Here is a 24,987-nt window from a genome sequence, read left to right on the forward strand (position 1 = left end):
TAGATAGGTACAGAACGCTCAATTTGGGGTTAAGGCGGGCCCTATGCGTACACTCTGCTCATCTTTGCCCCAAGAGGGGGTCCCGATCTCCAATGGAGGAGAAATGCGAGCTGCCAGCTCTCTCGTACATGTCACAGGAACAAACCTCACATATGTCTATATCGTCCTAGCAATCTCGCTCGGCGCACTCGCAATTGCCTGGGCATTGCGCGCCCAAGTACTTGCCGCCGATGAAGGCACCGAAAAAATGCGCGAAATTGCCGCCGCTGTTCAAGAGGGCGCCGCCGCATATCTCACACGTCAATTTAGAACACTTTCTTATTTTGTGGGAATCGTATTCCTTCTTCTCTTTGCCCTTCCCGGTACTGGAGACATCCGCATTGGCCGCTCGATCTTCTTCTTAATGGGTGCGGTATTTAGCGCGCTCGTGGGTTACAACGGAATGTGGCTGGCTGTACGGGCGAATGTTCGCGTGGCAGAAGCTGCTCGGCAAAGATCAGCAGAGAAGGCAGTTCGAATTGCTTTCCGTACCGGTGGAGTTGTGGGTATGACCACTGTCGGTCTCGGACTTGTCGGCGCTTCGCTCGTTGTAATCATTTATCGCGAGAATGCGCCAGCTGTACTTGAAGGATTCGGATTTGGTGCGGCAATGGTTGCCATGTTCATGCGGGTTGGTGGCGGTATCTTCACTAAGGCAGCAGACGTTGGAGCCGACCTCGTCGGTAAAGTTGAAAAGAACATTCCAGAAGATGATCCACGTAACGCCGCGACAATCGCAGATAACGTTGGAGATAACGTCGGTGACTGTGCTGGTATGGCGGCAGACCTCTTCGAGTCTTATGCCGTGACACTCGTCGCTGCACTCATTCTCGGCAAGGCTGGCTTCGGTGATTCGGGTCTGATCTACCCACTGATTGTTCCTGCAATCGGAACCGTCACCGCGGTTATCGGAATCTTCTTGACTCGTATGCGAAGCACCGACAAGTCTGCAATGGATTCGATCAACCGGTCATTCTTTATGTCAGCAGTTATTAGCGCCATCCTGACTGGACTTGCAACATTCATTTATCTTCCGAGTGATTTCAGTCTTCTCACTGGCCTATCTGCAACTGCAGTCACAGATGCTGGAAGTATCAACCCACGAATTCTTGCATTCGGCGCAGTCCTAATCGGCATCGTTCTTGCTGCATCAATTCAAGTACTCACTGGCTTCTTCACCTCAGTTGGCAGGCGCCCCGTCAATGATGTTGCCGCGTCCTCGCAAACAGGCGCTGCGACAGTGCTCCTGTCAGGTATCTCCGTAGGTTTCGAATCCGCGGTTTATTCAGCTATTTTGATCGCGTCGGCAGTATTTGGAGCTTTCTTACTCGGCGGTGGAAGTATCGTTCTTTCACTTCTCGCTATTGCGCTCGCGGGTACTGGTTTGCTCACAACTGTGGGTGTAATTGTGGCCATGGATACCTTTGGTCCCATTTCAGATAACGCCCAAGGCATTGCTGAAATGTCGGGTGACGTTGAGGGCGAAGGTTCGTTGATCCTTACATCCCTGGATGCAGTTGGTAACACCACCAAGGCAATCACCAAGGGAATCGCAATCGCAACCGCGGTACTTGCAGCGACCGCACTCTTTGGAGCATTTACCGATGCGATCAAGAGTGCAGTTGAGGCAGCAGGTGAGAATGCGGCAAATCTTGCCCTTCAATTCCAAGGGGTACTTGATGTTGCTAACCCGCGCAACCTGGTAGGACTGATCATCGGAGCAGCGGTTGTGTTCCTCTTCTCTGGTCTGGCAATCAATGCTGTATCGCGCGCGGCTGGCGCGGTTGTTGTAGAGGTCCGCAAGCAGTTCATCGAGCACCCCGGCATTATGGAAGGCACCGAGAAGCCTGAATACGGTCGTGTTGTTGATATCTGTACTCGTGACTCACTGCGCGAACTTGCCACCCCAGGACTTCTTGCAGTTATGGCACCTATTGCTGTCGGCTTTGGTCTCGGCGTCGGATCACTTGGCGCATACCTAGCTGGTGCAATCGGAACCGGAACCCTGATGGCAGTATTCCTCGCCAACTCTGGTGGCGCGTGGGATAACGCAAAGAAGATGGTTGAAGATGGCCATTACGGCGGCAAGGGTTCAGAAGCACATGCGGCAACAATCATCGGAGACACTGTCGGAGATCCGTTCAAAGACACCGCGGGTCCGGCAATCAACCCGTTGATCAAGGTCATGAACCTTGTTGGTCTCTTGATTACCCCAGCGATCGTCAGCATGTCACTAGGTGGTCACACCGCAACGAGTACAGCAATTGGCCTCTTCGCCTTTGCGGTCATTGTTGGCGCACTTATTCATAACCGTCGCAAATCGACAATGATTGAGTATTAAAGGGTACGGTTTCGTACCTTGAAATACCTAAGAGCACATACCTAAGGCGGTTATGGCAAAGGATCTGAAAAAGTTGGTGATTGTTGAATCCCCAGCTAAAGCGCGCAAGATTGGCGGCTACCTCGGCGATGAGTACATCGTCGAGGCTAGCGTCGGTCATATTCGCGATCTGCCCCAGCGTGCCGCCGACATCCCCAAGGAGTACAAGGGGATCGCGTGGGCAAAAGAAGGCGTCAATATTGAGGAGGATTTCGCCCCTTTATATGTAATTAACCCAGATAAGAAGGCCAAAGTGGCCGAATTAAAGGCGTTAATGAAGGATGTCGATGAGTTGATCCTGGCAACTGACGAGGACCGAGAGGGCGAGGCAATCGCCTGGCACTTGGTCGAAGTGCTACAACCGAAGATTCCAATCAAACGGATGGTCTTTAACGAAATCACAAAGGAGGCGATTCAGAAAGCGATAAACGAAACTCGCGATCTGGATTACCACCTGATCGATGCGCAGGAAACCCGGCGCGTACTTGATCGACTCTTTGGATATCGCCTTTCTCCGGTGCTCTGGAAGAAAGTCATGCCACGCATTTCTGCTGGACGAGTGCAGTCCGTGGCGACTCGACTTATCGTTGAAAAGGAACGCGAACGGATGGCCTTCATTTCATCGTCGTGGTGGGATGTGGCCGCGAAGTGCGACCTCGGATTTAACGCCAGACTGATCAGTGTTGAGGGTAAGAAAGTCGCTGCGACAAGTGACTTCGGTGCTGATGGAGCAGTTAAAGAGAAATCACTCGCCAACATTCTTCTTCTCAATGAATCTAGCGCAAGAGAGTTGGTCGATTCTCTAAAGATTTCCCCGCTCACTGTTAGATCTATTGAAGAGTCGCCGCGCACCGAACGCCCCAAACCACCTTTCACAACCTCGACGCTGCAGCAAGATGCCGGTGGACGTTTGGGCTGGGGCGCGCAGATCACAATGCGCATTGCCCAACGTCTTTACGAAAACGGGTACATCACTTATATGCGTACGGATTCGGTAAATCTTTCCGCGCAGGCGATCACTGCCGCACGTAACGCCGCAAAAGCGCTTTACGGAGCCGATCATCTTTCGGATGCTCCGCGCGTCTATGCCAGCAAGACCAAGAACGCACAGGAAGCGCACGAAGCTATCCGCCCTGCCGGAGATAGTTTTCGCACCCCTGGAGAATTGGCTCCCGAACTTTCACGCGATGAATTTGCACTTTATGATTTGATTTGGAAACGTACTGTTGCCTCGCAGATGGCCGATGCCAAGAAGATGCAGATGCGGGTGGATTTCGATGCACCAACAAATGATGGGAAGCAGACTCTATTTAGAGCAAATGGTTCGGTCATTACTTTTCATGGATTCTTAGCGGCTTATGATGATGCGACTGACGAGAAGAGCGATGAAGAAAATGTAGACCGCCGACTACCTGCGATGAGCGTCGGCCAGGCGATAAAAGTGGCGGAATATAGCTGCGAAGGCCATGACACAAAGCCTCCCGCCCGATACACCGAGCCAACTCTTGTCAAGAAATTGGAAGAACTCGGGATTGGTCGCCCATCTACATTTGCATCCATTATTCAAACAATTCAGGATCGGGGCTACGTATACAAGCGCGGTCGGGCACTCGTTCCCACCTTCCTTGCCTTCTCGGTGACGGGTTTGCTCGAGCAGCATTTTGCAAAATTAGTGGATTACGAATTCACGGCCAGCATGGAAGAAGACCTCGACAAGATTGCCGCTGGCGAAGCAGAGCGCGTGGATTGGCTCCGAGATTTCTTTTACGGTCACGATGGACAGCCAGGATTAAATGAATTGTCAGCCGATCTTGGTGCAATTGACGCGCGCGAAGTAAACACGATGCGTCTAGGTGATGATATTCAGATCCGCGTCGGAAGATACGGCGCCTATCTCCAGCAAGGCGAGGGCGAAGATCGCAAGCTTGCCAATATTCCAGAGACGATGGCACCGGATGAATTAACCCTGGAAGTAGCGAAGGAAATTCTGGCGCAGCCATCCGGCGAGCGCGAACTAGGAGTTGATCCAGCTACGGGACTTGAAGTGATTGCTAAGTCCGGACGTTTTGGTCCCTACGTTTCAGAAGTATTGCCAGAGGCCAAAAAAAAGGGCGATAAGGCAAAAACTGCCTCATTGCTTTCAACCATGACTTTGGACACGATCACATTTGAAGATGCCATGAAGTTGCTCTCGCTGCCGCGCACCCTCGGAACAGATTCTGAAACCGGCGAGGAGATAACCGTTCAGAACGGGCGTTATGGTCCTTACTTAAAGCGCGGTGCTGATTCGCGCACTCTCACAAGTGAAGATCAACTTTTCTCACTCTCTCTGGATGAAGCGATCGCAATCTACAAAGAACCGAAAATTCGACGACGAGGAGTTGCGAAGCCGCCTCTGAAGGAATTGGGCGTGGACCCGACGACTCAGAAACCGGTCATTGTCAAAGATGGTCGATTTGGCATGTATGTGACCGATGGAGAAACAAACGCGACGCTACGTCGTGGTGACACTCTAGAAGGATTGACCTTAGAGCGAGGACTCGAACTGTTGGCTGGGCGCCGCGCGTGGGAAGCTGAGAATGGGCCGTCTCCCAAGAAGGGCCGCAAAAAAGTGACTTCCAAGAAGAGCGCCGCCAAATCGTCCAAATCACCCAAATCATCGAGAGCCGCCAAATCAAGTGCTCCTACTTTGACGAAGAACACTGTAAAGAAGTCTGCAGCAAAGCGAGTCGCAAAGAAGGCGGCTACGGGCAAGGCAAAGGCAAAAAGTACTTCATAACTCTTACGGTATAGTAAGAGTTATGAAACATTCCGTGCTCTTGCCCATTTTACGTTCGCAAACCCAGGGCGACCTCTTAGCTTTGCTATTTTTTAACCCGGAGATGGAATTCACTATTGCCGAAGCTGCTCGGCAAATCGGCGTATCTGCCCCGGGTGTCCATCATGAAGTAACGAGGCTTTACGAGGCTGGGTTGATCGCTGATCGACGAGACGGCCAGAGCCGGAAAATACGGGCCCTCCAGACTTCTGTTCTGGCTAAGCCCCTCTTCGATCTACTCGCGGTCACCTACGGCCCTCTGCCGGTGTTGACAAAAGAACTTGCGCATATCAAGGGAATTGACCGGGCTTACATCTATGGCTCTTGGGCCGCCCGGTATAGCGGCAGAACTGGGAAAGTGCCTAACGATATTGATGTTCTCGTTGTTGGCTCGCCCGACCTAGACGAACTTGACTCCGCGTCGTTGCGTGCAAGATCTGCACTTCTAAGAGATGTGGACATTCAACGGGTCTCTACGAGTGCTTGGCAGGATGCGGTCAGTAAATCGAAGGGCGCAAGTTCTTTCCTAGCCACGCTACTAGCAAATCCCTTGGTCGAGATCCACAGGCCTTAAGAAAAGTCAGAGCAGTATGCGAAAGTGGTTGGGTGAAGAAATGGAATCAGGGCCAAGATGATGATCTCGAGGGTGCCTACACCCTGCTTTACGATGCAGCACGGAAATCTTTGGTTGCACTTTTAGAAATACAAGGTCTGCGACCAACTACTCAGGGTGGGCATATTGTTGTGTTTGAATCTCTAATCGCACAATTACAGCCACCCTTGGGAAGGGTCATCAGTCCATTCAATCGAATGCGACGCACGAGAAGAGTTGCGGAATATCCGCAAAGGAGAGATCGGGACGTCACGGAAGTGGATATTCGTGAGGACCTAGAAAAGGCAGAAGAAATCGTCAAACTTGCCGAAATGCTCATAGGAGAACTTCCTCCGTTCTGAGGTGCTGCACGGCGCCAGATTCAGGTAGATATGTCGGGTCCTGGGGAGGACGAACGGACTTATTCTTTTGACCATTCCGACTACCCTTACCCCGTGGCACGTTCACTCCCAACCCCAGCAGCTCTCGCGCCGGATCAGACCCGTGGCGTCATGGCTATCCCGGCCTTCCGCAAACTCTGGAACTCCATGGCTTTCTCCTCCCTGGGAGACTGGCTAGGCCTCTTGGCTACAACCGCGATGGCTCAACAACTCTCCGGTGGGGATTATGCCAAGGCCAACTTTGCGATCGCTGGTGTATTCATCGCCCGACTTGTCCCTTCGGTTTTCTTGGGGCCACTTGCCGGAGTGATTGCTGATCGATTTGATCGACGCAGATTGATGATCATGTGCGACATAATTCGCGCTGGTTTCTATATTTCGATTCCAATTATCGGCAATTACCTCTGGCTCTACATCGCCACCATTTCGGTTGAGTGTGTAACGCTTTTCTGGTCGCCAGCAAAGGAGGCGAGCGTTCCCAATTTAGTGCCAAAAGAGAAATTGGAAAGTGCCAACCAAGTCTCACTGCTTGCAGCATACGGAAGCGCTCCGATTGCGGCAGTCCTATTTTCTCTTTTAGCCCTGGTTAATGGCGTGCTTGCAAATGCTCTTCCATTCATTGAGAGCAATTCAGTTGATCTTGCTCTTTACATTAATGCAGTAAGTTTTCTCTTTGGTGCGTGGACCGTCTGGGGTCTGCATGAAATACCAAAGGGTGCAGCATCGAAGAATGCTAGTGAAGTTGGAGTAGCCAAGTCCCTCCTGGAGGGCTGGCGCTTCGTCAGTACTTCTAAAATTGTGCGCGGACTCATTGTTGGGATGGTCGGCGCATTCGTCGCGGCGGGTGCTGTCATCGGTCTTGCTCGGACATTTGTAGGAGATCTTGGTGGAGGTGACGCGGCATACGGTGTTCTCTTTGGAGCAGTCTTCACGGGGCTCGCAGTGGGCATTGCATTTGGTCCAAAAGTCTTTGCGCAGTTTTCAAGACGCCGGCTCTTTGGCGCTTCATTAGCGATTGCCGGGTTCTTCCTTGTTCTCCTTGCGATTATCCCTAACTTGGTTTTGGCGGTATTTATCGTCATAGTCCTTGGGTCTTTCTCTGGAGTTTGCTGGGTTACCGGATTCACCATGCTAGGAATGGAAGTTGCCGACGATGTACGCGGACGCACCTTTGCGTTTATGCAATCACTCATACGCGTGACTCTCGTAGCTGTCCTGGCAATTTCGCCACTCATTGCCGCTGCAGTGGGTCAGCATAATTTCAAATTTCAAAACACGCAGATTAGTTACAACGGAGCGGCCATAACGATACTAATTGCCGGCGTAATTGCCTCAATTATTGGCATGGTCTCGTATCGACAGATGAAGGACCGCCCCAATGTCTCGATCTGGAGCGATATCTCAAATGCGCTGAAAGGTGAACTAGGGTCCATTACTGGTGCTTCAACCAAGGGCGTCTTCATTGCCTTTGAAGGCGGAGAAGGTTCGGGAAAATCTACCCAGGTGAAGTTGTTAAAGAAATGGTTAGAGGGGCAGGGCCATGACGTCCTTCTCACTCGCGAACCCGGCGGTACCGAACTTGGCAAGGCTCTGAGAGAAATACTGCTCTCCCATGAAACAGGAGATATTTCCCCCCGTGCTGAGGCGCTGCTCTACGCAGCCGATCGGGCGCACCATGTTCATTCGGTGATCCGTCCCGCACTGGAGGCGGGACAGATAGTAATCACTGATAGATACTTTGATTCTTCTATCGCCTACCAGGGCGCGGGTCGGATTTTGGAGCCCGGGGAAGTTGCACGTATATCGCGTTGGGCAACCGAATCCCTTTTCCCAACCCTTACGGTGGTTCTGGATCTTCCGGCAGATGTTGGATTGAGCCGTCTGAAAAAGAAGGATCGGCTGGAAGTCGAACCCTTAGCCTTTCACGAGCGAATTAGGCAGGAATATTTACAGTTGGCACTTTTGGATCCCGAACGCTATTTGGTGGTAGATGCGCAGATGAGCCTTGCGGATATCGAGCACTCCATTATTACTCGCGTTGCAGAGTTGCCTGCGTTGAGCAAGGTTCCCAAGAAAGAGAGACCAATTCGGATTCCGGCAGGACTTAAACGTAAGCCGAGAGTGAAATAGGGTGTCCGTCTTTGCGGAGTTGGTAGGACAGTCACACATCGTTCTTGCCCTACAAGATGCAGTTAAGGCATCTCGAAATGGGGAAGAGTCACAGGAGATGACACACGCTTGGCTCTTTACCGGTCCACCCGGAAGTGGACGATCCAGCGCAGCCATTGCATTTGCCGCAGCACTTATCTGTCCCGAAGAAGGGTGTGGAACCTGCATTGACTGCCGCTCTGCCCAGGCAGGTGGTCATGCTGACGTGGAAATCGTAAGGACCGAAGGACTCTCTATCAAAGTCGATGAAATCAGGGAGCTCCTCCAACGCGTGGCCTGGGCGCCCAGCCTGGGCGGTTGGCGCGTTGTGGTGATGGAAGATGCTGACCGGCTTACCGAATCGGCTGCAAATGCCCTTCTTAAGGCAATTGAGGAGCCTGGTGCGCGTACGGTCTGGTTGCTCTGCGCACCCACTCTCTTTGATGTTCTTCCAACGATTCGCTCCCGCACCCGTCATCTTCAGTTGCATACCCCTTCGACGCAGGATGTCTCAGAAGTACTCATACGACGCGACGGTATTTCACCGGGGATGGCTGAATTTGCCGCACGCGTAAGCCAGGGCCACATAGGGCGCGCACGTCATTTAGCAAATGACGAAAGTATCCGCTCGCGTAGAAATACCATTATGAATTTACCGTTCACTCTGACATCTCTCTCCGCTGCCTTCGCCGCCGCCGCGACACTTGTCGAACTTGTAACCCAGGAGGCGAACTCTCAATCGGAGGCTCGCTCTGAAAAGGAGTCACACGATCTTGGCCAAGCGTGGGGACAAGGTGCGACTGGACGTGGCATGGCGACGGGTGGAGCAAGGGCACTTAAGGAATTAGAGAAGGAACAGAAATCACGAGCGACTCGTATGGTGCGGGATTCGCTCGATGGCGCATTACTTGATCTGGCTACTTTGTATCGCGACGTCATGATGGTCCAATCCTTTTCAACAACTTCAGCGCTTTCCTTACTTAATAAGGAACTCGAAGAAAAAATATTGGTGATGGCGCAGAGATCACAACCCGAAAGAATCCTAGAAAAATTAGACGCAATTATGCAGGCACGGACGAGTTTGAGTTACAACGCTGCTCCCTTGCTAACTATTGAGGCGCTCATGTGCGCCTTAGCGCAGTAGTTATCGGGGCGCACTGAGATATGAAACGTCCTGGTCCGCGGATTTCTAAGAGAAAACGGAACATATCCATCCTTGTTGTCGTGGTTTTTGTATTTATGGGAACTTTCTCAGCGCCGAAAATTGAGGACCTTCCAACATCGCTAGCCCAGTATGAAAGACAGTCATTGGATTGGTCTTCTTGTTATGACAATTTTGACTGTTCTTACTTGCAAGTGCCTATTGATTACGAAAATCTCGCCCTGGGTAGATTCAAACTACGTGTTTTAAGGCATGCGGCAATCGAACAGAAGAATCGGATTGGCTCTCTGGTCCTAAATCCTGGCGGTCCAGGCGCATCTGGGGTTGAGTATGCCTATAACGCTGAATATATATTTAACGCCAATATATTGCAGAGATACGACATAGTTGGATTTGATCCACGCGGAATCGGAGAGAGCTCCCCGATTAGGTGTCTGACGGATCGTGAAACTGATGAGAGTTATGCGGCAGACAGTAAGCCAGATAACGCAAAGGAATTGATTACTCTAATTGAAGAAGTGCGCGTCTACGCGGAGAAATGCAAGTCACGGACAAAGAATGTCCTGCACTACAGTACGCGCGATTCGGCTCGAGATATGGACATACTTCGCGCTTCCCTCAAAGAGAAGAAATTGAATTTCTTAGGCGTTAGCTATGGCACCTATCTGGGAACACTGTATGCAGAACTCTTTCCAAAAAAAGTCGGCCGGATGGTTCTTGATGGCGCAGTGAGCCCCAATGTGGATAGTGAGGATCAGAATCTGACTCAAGCAATTGGGTTTGATACAGCACTGAATGCTTTTGTATCCGATTGTTATTCCAAAACAGACTGCTCTCTGGCGCAACCCATGGAGAATGGTCGAGCGCAGATCATCGCGCTCTTTGCGAAGAGCGCGCGATCGCCTCTCACAAGTGAGAGTGGTCGTGCTGTGACCGAGTCGCTTATTGTTCTTGGCACCGCATCTGCGCTTTATGACAGTTCAACTGGTTGGCCGCAACTTCGAGTTGGATTGGCGCAAGCAATGAAGGGAGATGGAACCACACTTCTCTCTCTGGCCGATGACTATTCGCAGCGACGAAGTGATGGCACGTATATGAATAATGAAACGGATGCAGCTTTCGTAATTGACTGCCTTGACTGGCGCGGTCCGAAATCGACTGCATCAATAAAGGGATTGGCTCAGAAGTTTTCTCAAGTAGCCCCAGTGTTTGGACCGTATCTGGCTTACAGTGGACTTTCGTGTCAGTTCTTCACTGCACCGACGCGAAGTGTGATGAAAGAGGTATCTACGACGCCAGTCATTATTATTGGAACTACGCGCGACCCGGCGACTCCTTATGTTTGGGCACAAGAGTTACATAAGACAATTCGGAACTCACTTCTCATCACATTCGAGGCAGACGGGCATACGGGGTACGGGCACGGTTCTAGTTGTGTAGATTCCGCGGTGAACCAGTACTTCCTGACGGGCATTTTGCCAACCTCTGACCTGACATGCAAATCGCCCGCTTGACCTTGGATGGGCCATCGATGGTAATTAGCACCCCTTTTTATAGGGCAGGATATTACTTATGCGCCTAGACCATGTTTCCTATGTGACTTCCCATGACCAACTCGCCGACACCGTACAACGCCTCGGCTCTCGACTTGGAACAGCTTTCGTCGATGGAGGAGTGCATCCGCGTTTTGGTACGCGCAACTTCACACTGCCCTTATCCAATGGCCATTACATAGAAGTCGTGTGCCCCCTCGATCACCCAGCATCCGACGCATCACCATTTGGGAAAGCGGTATCAAAGCGCGCAAGTGAAGGTGGCGGATGGTTGACATGGGTTGTTTCTGTTGACGATTTAGCACAGGTTGAAAATCGGCTTGGCCGTCCAGCGGTTGAAGGGCACCGCAGAAAGCCAGATGGAACAGATCTTCGTTGGAAGCAGATTGGCGTGCTAGACACGCTCGAAGATTCTCAACTTCCCTTCTTTATCCATTGGCTCTCCGAGGAGCATCCCTCTGCTGATGGGAAAGCACACGCAAAGATTACTCAAATTGAAATTGCAGGGGACGAGCAGACGATTACTAATTACCTCGGAACCGATCTGGCTCATGCGATTGGTGACATTGAAGTTATGTGGAGCGAACCTTCTGACTCAGATGGCAACAATGGAATTATTGCCGTGCACCTCGAAACTCTTGGTGGAGTAATCCGCATAGATTAGTTTCACCAGGCCTCCTTGTCTTGAGGTGGAAATTAGGAATTAGTCAAGTTGTTATTAGAGAATCACTCCATCAGGTGCAATAACTGCAAGTCGATCTTGCCACGATTGAAGCAATTGATACCAGGCCATGGTCTTCGTCTTCTCGTCTGGAGTGACTATGCCTGCGCTGAGAGCTGAAGCAATTTCCGCCGCAGCTCTCTCTACAGTCCACTCCGTCTTGAAATCCAAAACACGGGCGATTTTCGAGAAATCTATTTGGTAAGAGCGATGATCAGGCTGACCGTACCACTCGAATTTGAATTCCTTATTGAGTCCTTGAGCGACCAAACGTGCCAGTTGCATCAGTTGGTAATTTTGATCGTTTGCCCCAACGTTGAAGGTCTCCCCGTTTACTTTCGAAGTGTCAGCCCGCAGTACTTTGATAAATGCATCTGATGTATCGCGAACATGGACCATTGGTCGCCACTGGTTCCCATCGCGCATAAGAGGAATTTGGCCGTTCTGCCACATTCCAAGGGTCATGCCATTGATCGCCAGATCAAAACGCATTCGTTGGCTCAACCCATAGACAGTTGCTTGTCGAAGAACGGTAATGGAGAGATCAGTTCCAGATCTCTCCAATTCCATCGCAGCTTTTTCGGCGCGGATATTCGCTTCAGCGTACGTCGTGAGCGGGTTGGTCGGAGAGTCCTCGGTCAAGATTCCCTCTTGAAAGCCATAGACGCTGCAAGATGAGGCTAAAACGTATCTCTCGACTCCACTCTCAGATGCGATCTCCTGGAGTCTTCTTCGAGATCTATAATTTATGTCAAGCGTCTTTGTCGGATCTAATTCACCGGCAGGGTCATTACTTATAGCCGCCAGATCAAGGATTCCGAAAACTCCATCGACGACCGAACTTCGTAAATTTCTTACATCACCGCGAATCGCCTCAAGATCAGGATCCGTCGGAAGCGTCTCTCCGAAGAAGAAACGGTCGTACACGCGTACCGCAAAGCCATCTTCGAGTAATTTTCGCACCAGCACGCTTCCGATGTAACCTGCGCCGCCTGTGACCAATATTAGTTTCTTCGCCATGCTCAGATGCTACAGGTTTGGAAGAACATGCTCAGTGACAGTCCAATCGGAAAAGGGGATGCATGAAGTCCACCCTGGTGAGACAGCGTTGAGGATATGCGTTGAATTGGCTCCATTTCTAACAATGAAATCTTGCTCCAGTCTTCCAGAAGGGAGGTGGATAAGTTGGGCTCTAATGCCGGGAGGGTTGCGATGCCAGCCTCTTACCGACTTCGAACTGGGTACCAATTCGGTAGCTTCTCTCATCAGAGTAGATGTCAATATTTTCGACCACTCTGATTTAATGATTGCCGACAAGTCGTGAACTCCTCCTCGCATCATTGCACGAATTCCGGCGAGGGAGTTTAAGGAATCATTCAAAGACCAGCCTTTGAGGAGTCCATATTGCTCGCGGCCCAGTATCGGAATTGCGGTTGGACCTATTTTCACTTTGTGGTCAGCGGTGAGGGTGATATGGACTCCTAAGAAAGGATTAAGTGGGTGGGGTACCGGATAGACGAGATGTTTAAGTGGCAACCTATTCTCAGGCACGGAGCGGTAGAGACCCATAAAGGGGATCATGGAGTATTCATGGCCAACATGATATTTATGTGCAATTCGATCTGACTGCGTACCAGTTGCATTAATGAAGTGACGAGTCTGAACGGCAATGCCATTCAATGCGATGACCTGTCCATTGAGTATCTCCAAGGTGGAATTCATTCTGACCTCAGCTCCAAGAGCTCCCACCTCATGGTTGAGGGCTCTTATAATTGAATTCGGATCACTGACGCCAGTCGTTGGCGACCAGAGGAAACTGCCGAATGTTGTCGCAAGGGGCTCAATTTTCTTGAGTTCACTTGCCTCATACCTTTCGAGTGCAACACCGTTAGCCTGTCCGCGCTCAAAGAGTGCTTGTAGACGCAGGACTTCCCCTGAATCTCGAGCGACAATCACCTTGCCCACATCCCGCACCACGATGTCATATTTTCTAGCAATCTCCCTGATGGCCAAGTTGCCATCTCGGCAGAATTTGGCCTTTAAAGAATCGGGAGAGTAGTAAAAACCTGCATGTAAAACTCCCGAGTTCCGCCCACTTGCGTGTGCACCAAGAATGGATTCCTTCTCAACAACTAGCACTTTTAGGAGTGGTTCGCGAAGCAGTAGTGCTCTAGCGAGCGACAAACCAATGACTCCGGCTCCACCAATTAGTACATCAAATCTCTCCATCACGCGATTCCCGACTGCTCGCGGCGTAATTTTTGAGAAAGTTTTCCATTCTTGGAATTGTAATTGAAAGGTAGTCTTCGCGGATCAGTGAAACAAGGTAGGAGTCTTCGTGGTCCGAAGACTCCTCCATTTGTTGATCTAGACGGCCCTCGATAACCATCCCGTAATACTGTTGCCACGCGAGCATACGTTCATTGGATCCCGCGATCCGTCCGTGAAGTTTCTGCAACCCCAACATCTCAAAAGCTACTTTGTATAGAATCAACGTTGCCTCAACGGCGATTGGTTGATTGCTAAAGTTTTTATCAACGAGAAACCGGGCGGGCTCTGCAAGTAGGTTCACTAAATCAATCTTCACGAGTGAGATCATCCCGCAAGGTTCACCATTGGTTGTCTCGATGATGAAATTCAATTCATTTTCAGGCCGAGATTGGATCCACTCTTCTTGCTCACTGATCTTTTGGGCTCCAACGTGGAGTAGCCGTGCACGGGGAGAGAGTCTCCAATTAAGGGTGAGCTCAGCATCGGAGACCACTAGGAGTCTGAGCCTCACATACTTCCCAGTGAGGCACTTCTCCAATATTTCAGGAATCCGCAAGGTCTAATCCGAGACCATGTGGTTTATGCATTTATGTTTCATCGAACACTTTGATCGATATCGATGACAGTTCCATTTACTGAGGGTGCACCTACTAGAGTTTTAATAACTGAGGCAATATCTTTGGGATCCAAACTTGCAGCGGTCGGTATGCGCAATTTGAGTGCGTCCATATTCTTCTGCGGAAGATTCTGGCTGTACCCGAAATCCAACAGCCCAAGCTGCAGTACGTTCGATGTGATACCGAATTTCGCATACTCGACGGCAATAGTCCTGCTTAACCCAACCTGCGCAGACTTAATCATTGCGTAGATGGACCCGCCAGCAACGCCTCTCGAACTCTCCTTTGATCCAATAAAGATGACCCGTCCAAAGTTTTGTTGGATCATTGTTAGCAGAACGTCCTTGATAAGCAGAGTTGGAAATTCAAGATTAGATTCAAGGTCAGCAGTTAACTGTTCATGCGAGATATCTTTGAGCAACGTCGGCTCGGTACCTATTCCGACAAAGACAAGGACGATGTCTTTATTCGAACTTATCTGCGCTGCGACAGATGGCGCATCGTGATAATTGGTGTCGATGAAACCGATATCTCGTCCACTGAATTCACCCGTAAGGCTGGCCGGGCGTTGTCGTCCAACCAGAACTACTTCTTCTTTCTCAAAGTGTCGGAGCAAGCGCTCGGTTAAAGCGGCGTTGGCACCAATGAAGAAAATCATCCTTTCGCCTCCAATAAAACCGATGTCATGCTCAATCCGACCCCGAAGGCGTGAAGGAGAATATTCCTCCCCAATGCCCCATCTGAAATACATTTCAATCTCTCTTTGAGGGCAATTGGGATGCTGGAAGAGACTGTATTTCCGATTTCCGAGGCAGTGAAGAGTTCTTTGCCCTCGATACCTAAGCGCTCACCAATCATTTCTACGACGATTCTACTTCCTTGATGGAGAAACCATTCGTCTATCTCATCGACTCGTAACCCAGCCTCAGCAAGGAGGGAGGGCACCATTTCTGCAGAGTATGAAAGGGACCAAGCAAGGACCGAGGAACCCTCCATCTCAAGTTTGAGATCGGCAAGTTCGGATCCTTGTATAGAAATCTTCTCCGACTGGGAGAAATCATTCCGAGTTTGGTGTTTAACAATCTTGAATTCATCTCCAGGAACGATTGTGCAGAGCGAAATGGCATCCGAGAAAATTGGCGAAACACTTGAATCGCTCTTGGTGAAATAGTCCGAGTACTTCTCAGCACAGACTATATGCACCCTAGGTGCACTATGCGCACTTACTAGCGCATCGGCCATAATAATCGCGCGTGCGAATCCACTGCAACCGTCCGATACTTCGATGATATTCACGGCACTTGATTCCGAAACATCCTTGAAAACTGTGGCCGAACTTCCCGGGATAAATTCAAGGATGGACTGATTCACGAAAATAACGAAATCGCCTTTGAGAAGAACTAATTTCTCTTTGAGGAAGTTGGAGAAGAATTCACTACTCCCTAGTGACGTGTGATGAACATTTATGAAACCTGAGCGGGAGACCAACTTTGAGTAATCTCTACCAACCTCCCTGCAGAGTGCCTCTACAGAAATGCGATTTTCCCCCAGCGCATAGTCAATTTCTTGGATACTGAAACTCACTCGATTAACCCATGATCTTTAAGTTCGGCGAAAATTCCTCGCATGGTGGTGGCTGTGGCAATGCCGGGTATTTTGTCGGTGGCACCGTTAGTCAATTTTGCAAGAGTGGCAAAAATTGAAAGTTGGCCAAGCGAATCCCAATTCTCGGTATTGTCCATTGTGGAGTCGAGATTTAACCCCGACTCTTCAATAGCAAAAGCCAGCTCTTTGAGAATTTCATCTCCGCTTAACATTGTGATACCCCTCAATTGGTCGATGTTCGCATACTTATGGCAAACAAAATCTACTCCCGTCAGGGTCGTAACTCATATATCTGCGTTGTGAATTGAAAGGATTCTCCGTTGGAGGTGAAACTCACCAAGTTCTTCTCTTTTAAGGATTCCATCTCAACTTGATCGTCTACCTTCGGAATTCTCAACGACCATTGATTCTCACTAAGGAGTGTGACGCGCGAGAAGTTGGCTCGCATCAGACGAAGCCCAGCGGCGGTATCGCTGAGTGAAATCAAAGGAATAAGTACGGAAGAATTGGAGTCTCGCAGGTGTGATTTTGCATTTTCAATTATGACCTTCACCAGCGCCAAACCGTCTGCTCCCGTCTCACATGGGACGCCTTCAAACCAGGTGTCGAGCATAGGGATTTGATCCGAAATTCCAGAGACATCGCAGACAATGAGGTCAAAAACTTCATCTACCCAGGGCTCGAAAAGCGATCCATTTACTGCTATTTCACCCAGGTGCAGGATGGAAGCGTTGTATTTTGCAGCCTCAACCGCTTCTCTGGATTGATCTGAAAGACAGACACTCACCTCCCTATTTGGATCGAGAGCCAATTCAAGGCCGATAATTCCCCACCCGCATCCGAGGTCAAGGACCCTCATTCCTGGCGCAATTCTTCTCTTCGCTTCCTTGAGTAGAAAGGAAGTGGTGGCTGTCGGTTGGAATACTCCTTCACCTGATGTACGTAACTCGTCACTGAACGGAAGAAGATTCTCGGCACCAAGTGCACGGAGAAATCGACTTGTCGTCGTCAAGATCGTCCGCCAGCGCTGAGTTGGTGCCCGCGAAGTCCAAGTAGTTCTTCGTAATCTCTAATGTATTCATTCGCATCATAAGGTTCGGAAGCGAAGACCCCTAGAACCGCATTTGAAGTATTGCCATGTTGGATTCCCCAGACCAATGCAGGAATATGCAAACCCTGTCTCGGTGAATCCAGAAGGTACTCCTCTTCGTGCAGCCCGTCTTTAAGTGTGACGAGCACACTTCCCGCTAATGCGACAAGGACTTGCTGGCATGTTCTGTGGGCGTGATCGCCGCGCACACTCGTTGCGGGCACGTTATACACGGAGTAGAAGCGTTTGGGCATAAATGGAAGGTCCGCAAGGAACTCGATAACCGTAAGATCTCCGCGGTCATCAAGTGAAGTTTTGAAAGTTAAAAGTGAGCCAAGAGAACGGCCATTTGTGGAGTTCTTAGTCATTGTCTTCCATCTTTTTATTAAAGATTCTGTGTTCAGAGATAATGGCAATGGGGCGAAGTTTTGTGTTCTCGTAAGCTCTCCAGGCATAGGAGCCCACGACTCCCAATCCCAACAATATTCCAGATGTTGAAGCAAGAATCACTGTCATCAGCGCTGCATATCCAGGCGGATTCAATGATCCCGTAAGTGATACCCAAAAGATCGCAATTCCTAAAATTACTGATGCCAAAATCCCAAATAAGCCCACAAACTGGAGGGCGATAATAGGGATGTCCGTGAATGCGAAGACACTATCCATGAAATAACGAATTCTCTTTCGCAGGGTCCAGCTACTTGACCCATAAGGCCTACTCAATCGAGTGTAATCGATGAATTCTCGACGAAATCCAACCCAGAATAGGAGGCCAATCAAACTCGTGCTTCCCTCTGGTAATTTATTTAGTTGGTTGGCGACGTTACGGGTACAGGCAAAAACATCTACACCACCGGACGGAACCTCCCTATTAATAATGCGTTTGTAGTTCCCCCAATAGATCCTTGCCATGAGCGCAGAAGAGAAATTGTCGTGTCTGGCAATTCTTCTCCCCATGACGATATCTGAGGAGCCTTCCTCAAGTTTGTTGAAGAACTTTCTGATTAATTCTGGTGGCTCCTGCAGATCGGCTGCAATAACGGCGATGTAATCTCCTTGTGCCGCCGCCAAACCCATCCGAACTGCAGATAAAGATCCAAAATTTCTCGAAAGTTGGAGAACTTGCGAGGTCATGTACTCATTTGGAAATCTCAAATTTATCTTTGAAGCTGAAGCGTCGGGAGATCCATCCACCACGAAAACAACCTCTAATACCCCAATAATCGACTCAGATAACTTTTGAAGTGAATCAACCAATTCGTCAATTGATTCTTCGTTCTTGTATACCGGAATTACAACCGAGTGAGTTACTTTGTTTGGCATACGCCTACCCCAGTATTTCTAGGACGGAGTTGGTGACTATCGAAACTTCTTGAGAGGTCATCTCAGGGAAACATGGAAGAGAGACGATCTCGTCTTTCGCCAATCTGGACTCCGGAAGCACGGGGACGATTTTCTGCGGTGGTAGACCGACTTGATCGCAATCCAAGATCGGGAAATGTACAGCTGTTTGGACTCCCTTTTCTTTGAGCACCTTTTGAAAATCACTCCTGACAATATTCCATGGCAGGCGCAAGACGGCCAGGTGCGCCGTTGAGTCTGGTGAATTCTCGGTGACAAAATGCAAATCTGTGCCTTGTAGAGCCTTTCGGTAACTTCCTACAATGTCGCGTCGTTTTTGGTTTAAAGAATCCACCTTTGGAAGTCCTACTCGAAGGATGGCGGCTTGCATTTCATCAAGTCGACTATTTGTGCCACCAGAAAGATCGATTGAGTATTTTTGACCCCAGCCATACTGACGCAATTTGCGAAGCTTGGTGGCAAGCTCTGGGTCGCTTGTAGCGACAGCACCACCATCGCCGGCCGCTCCTAAATTCTTGGTAGGGAAGAAACTGAAAGCCCCTATATGACCCACCGACCCGACTCGCCGATATCCGCTTAACCCGCCGATCGCCTGCGCGCAATCCTCAATGACTTTTATGCCGTATGGCTCGCATAATTCGCGAATTTGCTCCACGGGAGCGATGTTGCCATACAAGTGTGTTACAACGACGGCAACGATTTCGTGAGAGAGGAGTGGGGAGAGCGTATTCTCGCTAATCACGAGTTTCTCCGGGTCAACGTCGCAGTAAGTGATTTCGCATCCGATGCCCGCGGCCACAACGCTTGTATATCCGCCAGCATTTGCTGCGGTGATGATCTTCGATCCAGTCTTACAACCCACGGCCTTCAGTGCTAATTCCAAGGCATCGGTTCCTGAGGCGACACCTATCACAGACTCCACACCGAGAAAGAGTGCCAGTTCATATTCAAAAGCCGCATGTTCGGGTCCGTGAATGTAATACCCACTTTGAATGACACGGTTACAGGCTTCCTGGACTTCTTTGGAATTTGCCAACCACCCACGAGATAGATCGTTAAAAGGTATGTCGACCGGTGTAGAAATCAAGAATCACCCCCCAAGCAATGCGAAGTGGCACGTTGTAGCCGAAACCTATCGCAAATCTTGGGAGAATTCATGACTCCTCGTTCGATCCAAGCTAATTGAATAGAAGTTGCTTACTCAGTAACCTAACGGGATGCGCGGCATCATTCTCGCCGGTGGGACCGGTTCAAGACTCTGGCCATTGACCCGCGGTGTAAGTAAGCAACTTTTGCCGATTTACAACAAACCTCTTATTCATTACCCCTTAGGAACCCTCATGCTCGCTGGAATAAGAGAGTTTCTCATTATTACAACAGAGAGGGACCAGGAAGCTTTTCAGCGATTGTTAGGAACTGGCGAAGACTTGGGCATTGAGATTGATTACGCCATCCAACCCAAGCCAGAGGGACTAGCGCAAGCCTTCATCATCGGCGCAGATTTCATCCAGGATGAGAATGTGGCACTCATTCTTGGTGACAATATTTTCCATGGCACTGGGCTTGGCCATCAATTGCAGTCGCTTAGCAATGTTGAAGGCGCGCACATATTTGGATACAAAGTGAGAGATCCTCACAGTTACGGTGTGGTGGAAATCGGTGCGGATGGCAAAATTCTTTCTCTTGAAGAGAAGCCGGAAAATCCCAAATCAAATATGGCAATTCCAGGACTTTACTTTTACGATTCCTCAGTTGTAGATGTCGCTCGTTCAATACGACCGAGCGCGCGTGGGGAGTTGGAAATAACCGAAGTAAACAGGAAGTATTTGAATATTGGGAAATTAGGGATCTCAATTCTAGAACGTGGCACTGCCTGGCTAGATACGGGGACTTTCGAATCCCTGTACGCGGCGGCTTCATACGTCAGAGTTGTTGAAGAACGACAAGGAAATATGATTTCCTGTTTAGAAGAAATAGCGTGGCGTCAAGGATGGATAGATGGAGTCAAACTTGAATCTCTAATCAATAACATGGGAAGAAATGAGTATTCGAATTACCTTTCTCAATTCCTGGGGACGTTGTTTGAATGAATAACCTCACAATTCGCCTTGGTAAGAAAATAAATCTGAAATTCGTTCCGCTTGCGTTGGGAGGGCTAACCGCCGCCATGGTTGTGGCGTGGGTTTTAAGCGGGTATTTTGGTTATGACGTTCATGTCCTAATTTCATATTACTCATCTGATCTTCCGGGGAGCGCACTCATCGGCGATCGTGCATTTGGTATTCATACTTTTGGTGATTATTTGCTTGCCCATGAGTATGCGACCGCTGGGAATCCATGGGTAAATTCAATGGTTCCGGCAAACAACTACCCGCCCCTCCCAATGGCACTTTTCTGGATTCTCTCGCTTCTTCCATACAAGCTTGGGCTTGCAACTTACCTACTTCTTGCTTTTTGCTCGATGATTTATCCGATCATCCGTGAATTAGGTCGAACCAAGACATTTAACGAGTATGGAGCGGTACTAGTGCCCTGCATACTTTCAGTGGGAGTGATTGCCACGCTAGATCGCGGAAATTATGTGGCTTTTCTTGTCACTCCGCTCTATTTGTTCATTAAAGCAATTAGGGAAGAGAAGTGGGGCAGTTCTGCTCTTCTATTAGGCCTCATGGTTGCTTTGAAGATATACCCAGCCATACTGCTGGTTGTATATCTTAGGAAGAGGAAGATTCTCCCCATTCTGTTAGTTGCCTTTTACAGTGTGGGTAGTTCGATTGCTGCGGCATATGCATTCCCGGGTGATGTCAAGACGACATTGAAGACTATGTCCAGTGCGGTATTCGGATTTGGAGGAGATGGAACATTTGGACTCAATCCTTACAATGTTTCGCTCTTCAGTGCCATCAGTCGAATCCTTTCCAGAATTCCGTCTCTTAGTGAGGAGTTGCAAACTTTCACCGATCACCAGTGGTACATCGGGATTTTCTACATGGCTCTCGTTGCATTTGTTGTAATAGCGCAACGGATTCCATTTGTAATTTCTATGTTCTTATTGGTTTCCACGCTCTGGCTCGTTCCACCTCTTAATTTTCACTACGTAACCGTTCTTCTTCTTGCGCCTCTGGCAATTGTTATCGGCAATTCTCGAGGCTCCAAAAAGTCCCTTAGCAACGCACATTCCTATTCGATTCTTTACTCTCTCACCACCATTTCTATCCTCCTAACCTTATTACCAATCGTAATTCCAATGTCTCATGGTCCCGAGAACGCAATGCGGACAATCCCATCACTGTCCTGGCTTGTACTCGCAATCTTTGCGACGTCTTGGAGCCTTATACCTGCTTCACGCTCTGAACGTATTCAAAGAGTTTGAGTCGAACTTCGAAATAGTTTTGTTCTGAGAATAGATTCCATATCAAGGTAAATATCGTTTCAATTATCGTCAATGATGTGGACTTACAGGAGTGATAACCATAATATTTGGCTATGAAGTCAGTCGCCGTCATTATTCCCGCCTATAACGAGGAAGATTGTGTGGACGAACTCACTTCCCGTTTAAAAGTGGTTTTTGATGCCGAGACTCAATACACATGGCAGGCTCTGATCGTTGAGAATGGCTCTACCGATCACACGTGGGATAGGTTGCAAAAGATCTCCGAAGAAGATTCGCGTTTTAGGATATTGAGGCTTTCTCGAAACTTTCGCATGGATGGTGGGCTTACGGCTGGACTTGAATATGTGGATTCTGATGCCTGCGTTTTAATGACCGCAGACCTGCAAGATCCGCCAGAGTTAATCCCAACTTTCTTGCGAAAGTGGGAGCAAGGTTATGAGAATATTTTTGGGGTTGTCGAAGAACGACAGGGGACAAGTTTTCTTCGAAAGTTGAACTCCCGACTTTTTTACAAAGTAGCCGGAAGTCTCTCCGATGGGGCAATCCCCGCGAACGCCTCAGATTTTAGGTTGGTTGATCGAAAGGTGTACGAAGCGGTGCGAGGGATGACTGAGCGTAATCGCTTTGTTCGAGGGCTCTTTGCTTGGGTCGGTTTTAAATCCATTGGTGTTCCGATGAAACGCCCGCCACGATTTGCGGGCGTATCTAATGCGAGTTCGGTGAAGGTTATTGAATTGGCCCTCAAAGGAATATTTGCCCACTCGTACAAACCGTTGCGATTTATTTCGATTTTTGGATTGCTTCTCTCAAGTTTCTCATTTTTGGTGATGGTTGTGTTAGCAATCATCTGGCTCTTTATTGGGGTCCCCTTTGCTGGCTTTGGGTCAATCATTGCCCTCATACTTTTTGGTCTCGGAATGCAGGCGCTCATGCTTGGCATTGTGAGTGAGTACCTAGGCCTTGTTTATGAGGAAGTGAAGGGCCGACCGAATTTCGTTGTGAGTGAGAAAGTCGGATTTTAAACTTAGTTCTTTTGCCGTGATAAAAAAATGCTAGAAGTTGCGGTGGTCCTAATTTGCTTTGAAAGATCACTCAAGGCGACTCCAAATTCTAAAGCCATCGCATTGAAGGGTTTCACATCGGGTGTGTAGATATCCTCTTCGTGACCGTGAGTTTGTTTTGGGAGAAAGACTTCACCACTGGGATTTATCTCATCAAGAACCAGTCGAGCCAGGTCCTGCAAAGTAGTCTCAAATCCACCCGAGCTAATGAGTTGACCGGGTCCCTTGAGCAGATTAAGAAGAAGCACACCCATCATCTCGCCAGCATCTATATAAGCACGTCTTACTGCGGCGGTATTTGCTAGATGAATATTCCCGGTTGATTTAGCCTGCTCGATGAAATTACCAAGGGCGTACTTAGTTGGAGTGAGAAAATGGCGCCCTGAGATCGACCATATTCGGCATATCTCTACTTTCGCACGGCGGTGATTTCTGAGTTCGACAAATAACTCCTCAGATTCACGCTTCAACTCGCCGTATAATCGTTTTGCTGGATCCTTAAACGCGCTCAGTACCTTGGGATCTGCAGCTCCACTCGAAGCCACCAAGATCCGGCTAACATTGGATCGATAGCTCAGTGTGTAAACAAAATCCGATATCTCTCTATTGAGGCGCGCGAAGTCCTCCGCCCCGAGAATGTTTGCCTTCTCTTGGGTGAGAAAGGCCAGATGGATTACCGTGTCAAAATCTTCGTCTGGGTTGATGTCAAAAAGTCTTCTGACATGGTAGGTGAAACCATTGAGGACAAATTTGGAATCGCGAGATCCAGCCAGGGTTACTCGATGTTCAAACTTGTCTCCGAAGGTCCCCTGCAGCAGTGAAATTGTTTCGCGGCCGACCCACCCTGTCGCGCCAGTGATGAGGATCCGACCATACGGAAGGGATTCCTGAGTCAGAACATCCGTAATCTTGGCAAGAGCCATGAGACTAAAGGACGCTCTTGCCTAGTACCTGCCAGCGTGACTCCAGCATTTCGATTCGGTTGTGATCCTCTTGCGTGATGTTGCTGTAGTAGTCCCGCTTGTTCATCAGCCAGAGCAGTTCAAAGTGCACAGCATTGAGCAATCCATCTTCAATGTTTGGAGAAACAGCGGCATCGCCTGCGAAAACAACTTTTCGAGTCTCAAACCGAGTCAGACCAGTTGCGTGGACACGCTTGAGATTTGGCAGGGCATCTATGGATATCGCGCCGCCCATAACGAGTTCAAGACCTGTGCTCGCGCAGAGTTTGGAAATCTCTACTACTTTTTCGGTCACCTCATCTGTTTCGATGGCATCTCGACCAAGTCCCATAGACCCCGAGAAATCAACACGTCCAAAGACAAAGCCCGAAAGTGAATTCTTGGCTATTTCCGCCATCTCGAGCCGGTGGGAATAGGCGGTAATTGTCTCCATATTAAATAGAAAGTGCATCCCCTCTTGCTCATCTTTTGAGTAGACAGCATCACGGGCATGGATATATTTGCTGAGGGCGTAGGGGGTTTCAATCATCGGGGCAACGATGTATTTCACACCTATTTGCTTTGCTTCAAGCAGGTCACGGATTGCTTCACATCCACCGATCTTTAAAGTTAAAGGAAGTCCCGCAGAGCGAGCGACATCAACTAAACGGAGTAATTCATCGGGCCGAGTGCCTTCAGCTTCAAACTCAGCTTTAACACTGACGACTCCGTGGGATTCTTTTCCCTTTTCAAGGATTTCTACCATTTTGCGCTCTGTGCGGTTCATCAACACTCCAAGTCGGCCTCAGTATGCTCAATAGGTAGGCATCAA

Annotated in this window: 23 protein-coding genes; 11 read left to right on the forward strand and 12 right to left on the reverse strand. The window is 49.3% G+C overall.

Translation table 11 applies throughout. From position 1 onward, the window contains the following. Positions 1 to 103: 103 nt before the first annotated feature. From VMW30_09055 to VMW30_09090, 8 genes are all read left to right on the forward strand, one after another. Positions 104 to 2,380 carry a sodium-translocating pyrophosphatase gene (locus VMW30_09055; GenBank protein HUW88499.1) on the forward strand — a complete coding sequence of 759 codons (2,277 nt, stop codon included), beginning with the start codon at positions 104 to 106 and terminating at the stop codon, positions 2,378 to 2,380. 52 nt (positions 2,381 to 2,432) lie between these two features. Beyond that, positions 2,433 to 5,198 carry a type I DNA topoisomerase gene (gene topA / locus VMW30_09060; protein ID HUW88500.1) on the forward strand — a complete coding sequence of 922 codons (2,766 nt, stop codon included), beginning with the start codon at positions 2,433 to 2,435 and terminating at the stop codon, positions 5,196 to 5,198. A gap of 22 nt (positions 5,199 to 5,220) precedes the next feature. Next, positions 5,221 to 5,811, forward strand: a complete 591-nt coding sequence (locus VMW30_09065; protein ID HUW88501.1) for an ArsR family transcriptional regulator — start codon at positions 5,221 to 5,223, stop codon at positions 5,809 to 5,811. Positions 5,812 to 5,843: 32 nt separating this feature from the next. Further along, positions 5,844 to 6,191, forward strand: a complete 348-nt coding sequence (locus VMW30_09070) for a HEPN domain-containing protein (GenBank protein ID HUW88502.1) — start codon at positions 5,844 to 5,846, stop codon at positions 6,189 to 6,191. A gap of 93 nt (positions 6,192 to 6,284) precedes the next feature. Further along, positions 6,285 to 8,360, forward strand: a complete 2,076-nt coding sequence (tmk, locus tag VMW30_09075; GenBank protein HUW88503.1) for a dTMP kinase — start codon at positions 6,285 to 6,287, stop codon at positions 8,358 to 8,360. Position 8,361: 1 nt separating this feature from the next. Then, positions 8,362 to 9,522 (forward strand): DNA polymerase III subunit delta', encoded by a 1,161-nt coding sequence (locus tag VMW30_09080; GenBank protein ID HUW88504.1) that lies wholly within the window; start codon positions 8,362 to 8,364, stop codon positions 9,520 to 9,522. A gap of 20 nt (positions 9,523 to 9,542) precedes the next feature. Next, positions 9,543 to 11,054 (forward strand): alpha/beta hydrolase, encoded by a 1,512-nt coding sequence (locus VMW30_09085; GenBank protein ID HUW88505.1) that lies wholly within the window; start codon positions 9,543 to 9,545, stop codon positions 11,052 to 11,054. Positions 11,055 to 11,112: 58 nt separating this feature from the next. Next, positions 11,113 to 11,757, forward strand: coding sequence for a VOC family protein (locus tag VMW30_09090; protein ID HUW88506.1), 645 nt, complete (start codon positions 11,113 to 11,115; stop codon positions 11,755 to 11,757). Between the two features lie 54 nt (positions 11,758 to 11,811). Here the strand turns inward: VMW30_09090 and VMW30_09095 are convergent, their stop codons facing one another. From VMW30_09095 to VMW30_09140, 10 genes are all read right to left on the reverse strand, one after another. After that, positions 11,812 to 12,834, reverse strand: coding sequence for an SDR family oxidoreductase (locus VMW30_09095; GenBank protein ID HUW88507.1), 1,023 nt, complete (start codon positions 12,832 to 12,834; stop codon positions 11,812 to 11,814). A 9-nt stretch (positions 12,835 to 12,843) separates the two neighbouring features. Further along, complete coding sequence (locus VMW30_09100; GenBank protein ID HUW88508.1) at positions 12,844 to 14,043, reverse strand: FAD-dependent oxidoreductase; 1,200 nt, start codon at positions 14,041 to 14,043, stop codon at positions 12,844 to 12,846. Continuing rightward, entirely contained in the window at positions 14,030 to 14,596 is a 567-nt protein-coding gene (locus VMW30_09105; protein ID HUW88509.1) for a GNAT family N-acetyltransferase, read from the reverse strand. The genes VMW30_09100 and VMW30_09105 overlap by 14 nt, the downstream gene beginning before the upstream one ends. A gap of 83 nt (positions 14,597 to 14,679) precedes the next feature. Beyond that, positions 14,680 to 15,360 (reverse strand): SDR family oxidoreductase, encoded by a 681-nt coding sequence (locus VMW30_09110; protein ID HUW88510.1) that lies wholly within the window; start codon positions 15,358 to 15,360, stop codon positions 14,680 to 14,682. Next, positions 15,357 to 16,286, reverse strand: coding sequence for a 3-oxoacyl-[acyl-carrier-protein] synthase III C-terminal domain-containing protein (locus VMW30_09115; protein ID HUW88511.1), 930 nt, complete (start codon positions 16,284 to 16,286; stop codon positions 15,357 to 15,359). Before VMW30_09115 ends, VMW30_09110 begins: the two co-directional genes overlap by 4 nt. Further along, positions 16,283 to 16,519: a hypothetical protein gene (locus VMW30_09120; GenBank protein HUW88512.1), complete on the reverse strand. Its 237-nt coding sequence runs from the start codon at positions 16,517 to 16,519 to the stop codon at positions 16,283 to 16,285. The genes VMW30_09115 and VMW30_09120 overlap by 4 nt, the downstream gene beginning before the upstream one ends. 59 nt (positions 16,520 to 16,578) lie before the next feature. Further along, positions 16,579 to 17,319 carry a methyltransferase gene (locus VMW30_09125; GenBank protein ID HUW88513.1) on the reverse strand — a complete coding sequence of 247 codons (741 nt, stop codon included), beginning with the start codon at positions 17,317 to 17,319 and terminating at the stop codon, positions 16,579 to 16,581. Continuing rightward, positions 17,316 to 17,765, reverse strand: a complete 450-nt coding sequence (locus VMW30_09130) for an FdtA/QdtA family cupin domain-containing protein (GenBank protein ID HUW88514.1) — start codon at positions 17,763 to 17,765, stop codon at positions 17,316 to 17,318. Before VMW30_09130 ends, VMW30_09125 begins: the two co-directional genes overlap by 4 nt. Further along, positions 17,758 to 18,720: a glycosyltransferase family 2 protein gene (locus VMW30_09135; GenBank protein ID HUW88515.1), complete on the reverse strand. Its 963-nt coding sequence runs from the start codon at positions 18,718 to 18,720 to the stop codon at positions 17,758 to 17,760. Before VMW30_09135 ends, VMW30_09130 begins: the two co-directional genes overlap by 8 nt. 4 nt (positions 18,721 to 18,724) lie before the next feature. Then, positions 18,725 to 19,846, reverse strand: a complete 1,122-nt coding sequence (locus VMW30_09140) for an aminotransferase class V-fold PLP-dependent enzyme (protein ID HUW88516.1) — start codon at positions 19,844 to 19,846, stop codon at positions 18,725 to 18,727. Between the two features lie 130 nt (positions 19,847 to 19,976). Between VMW30_09140 and rfbA the strand changes: the two genes are divergently transcribed. The 3 genes from rfbA (at position 19,977) to VMW30_09155 (ending at position 23,175) form a co-directional block, all read left to right on the forward strand. Further along, on the forward strand, positions 19,977 to 20,849 hold the full coding sequence (gene rfbA, locus VMW30_09145; protein HUW88517.1) for a glucose-1-phosphate thymidylyltransferase RfbA: 873 nt from the start codon (positions 19,977 to 19,979) through the stop codon (positions 20,847 to 20,849). Further along, a complete protein-coding gene (locus VMW30_09150) occupies positions 20,846 to 22,132 on the forward strand; it encodes a glycosyltransferase family 87 protein (GenBank protein ID HUW88518.1) in 1,287 nt (428 codons plus the stop codon). Before rfbA ends, VMW30_09150 begins: the two co-directional genes overlap by 4 nt. A 113-nt stretch (positions 22,133 to 22,245) precedes the next feature. Next, on the forward strand, positions 22,246 to 23,175 hold the full coding sequence (locus VMW30_09155; protein HUW88519.1) for a glycosyltransferase family 2 protein: 930 nt from the start codon (positions 22,246 to 22,248) through the stop codon (positions 23,173 to 23,175). Between the two features lie 2 nt (positions 23,176 to 23,177). Here the strand turns inward: VMW30_09155 and VMW30_09160 are convergent, their stop codons facing one another. Beyond that, entirely contained in the window at positions 23,178 to 24,137 is a 960-nt protein-coding gene (locus tag VMW30_09160) for an NAD(P)-dependent oxidoreductase (GenBank protein HUW88520.1), read from the reverse strand. 4 nt (positions 24,138 to 24,141) lie between these two features. Further along, positions 24,142 to 24,942, reverse strand: a complete 801-nt coding sequence (locus VMW30_09165; protein ID HUW88521.1) for an aldolase — start codon at positions 24,940 to 24,942, stop codon at positions 24,142 to 24,144. Positions 24,943 to 24,987: the final 45 nt, after the last annotated feature.

Source organism: Candidatus Paceibacterota bacterium, assembly GCA_035530615.1.
Taxonomy (GTDB): domain Bacteria; phylum Actinomycetota; class Actinomycetes; order Nanopelagicales; family Nanopelagicaceae; genus QYPT01.

Coding starts and splice junctions, on each gene's coding strand:
- rfbA (HUW88517.1), top strand. CDS start 19,977: ATGCGCGGCATCATTCTCGCCGGTGGGACCGGTTCAAGACTCTGGCCA.
- VMW30_09090 (HUW88506.1), top strand. CDS start 11,113: ATGCGCCTAGACCATGTTTCCTATGTGACTTCCCATGACCAACTCGCC.
- VMW30_09120 (HUW88512.1), bottom strand. CDS start 16,519: ATGTTAAGCGGAGATGAAATTCTCAAAGAGCTGGCTTTTGCTATTGAA.
- VMW30_09095 (HUW88507.1), bottom strand. CDS start 12,834: ATGGCGAAGAAACTAATATTGGTCACAGGCGGCGCAGGTTACATCGGA.
- topA (HUW88500.1), top strand. CDS start 2,433: ATGGCAAAGGATCTGAAAAAGTTGGTGATTGTTGAATCCCCAGCTAAA.
- VMW30_09150 (HUW88518.1), top strand. CDS start 20,846: ATGAATAACCTCACAATTCGCCTTGGTAAGAAAATAAATCTGAAATTC.
- VMW30_09065 (HUW88501.1), top strand. CDS start 5,221: ATGAAACATTCCGTGCTCTTGCCCATTTTACGTTCGCAAACCCAGGGC.
- VMW30_09055 (HUW88499.1), top strand. CDS start 104: ATGCGAGCTGCCAGCTCTCTCGTACATGTCACAGGAACAAACCTCACA.
- VMW30_09135 (HUW88515.1), bottom strand. CDS start 18,720: ATGCCAAACAAAGTAACTCACTCGGTTGTAATTCCGGTATACAAGAAC.
- VMW30_09130 (HUW88514.1), bottom strand. CDS start 17,765: ATGACTAAGAACTCCACAAATGGCCGTTCTCTTGGCTCACTTTTAACT.
- VMW30_09085 (HUW88505.1), top strand. CDS start 9,543: ATGAAACGTCCTGGTCCGCGGATTTCTAAGAGAAAACGGAACATATCC.
- VMW30_09165 (HUW88521.1), bottom strand. CDS start 24,942: ATGAACCGCACAGAGCGCAAAATGGTAGAAATCCTTGAAAAGGGAAAA.
- VMW30_09110 (HUW88510.1), bottom strand. CDS start 15,360: ATGATTTTCTTCATTGGTGCCAACGCCGCTTTAACCGAGCGCTTGCTC.
- VMW30_09155 (HUW88519.1), top strand. CDS start 22,246: ATGAAGTCAGTCGCCGTCATTATTCCCGCCTATAACGAGGAAGATTGT.
- VMW30_09100 (HUW88508.1), bottom strand. CDS start 14,043: ATGGAGAGATTTGATGTACTAATTGGTGGAGCCGGAGTCATTGGTTTG.
- VMW30_09160 (HUW88520.1), bottom strand. CDS start 24,137: ATGGCTCTTGCCAAGATTACGGATGTTCTGACTCAGGAATCCCTTCCG.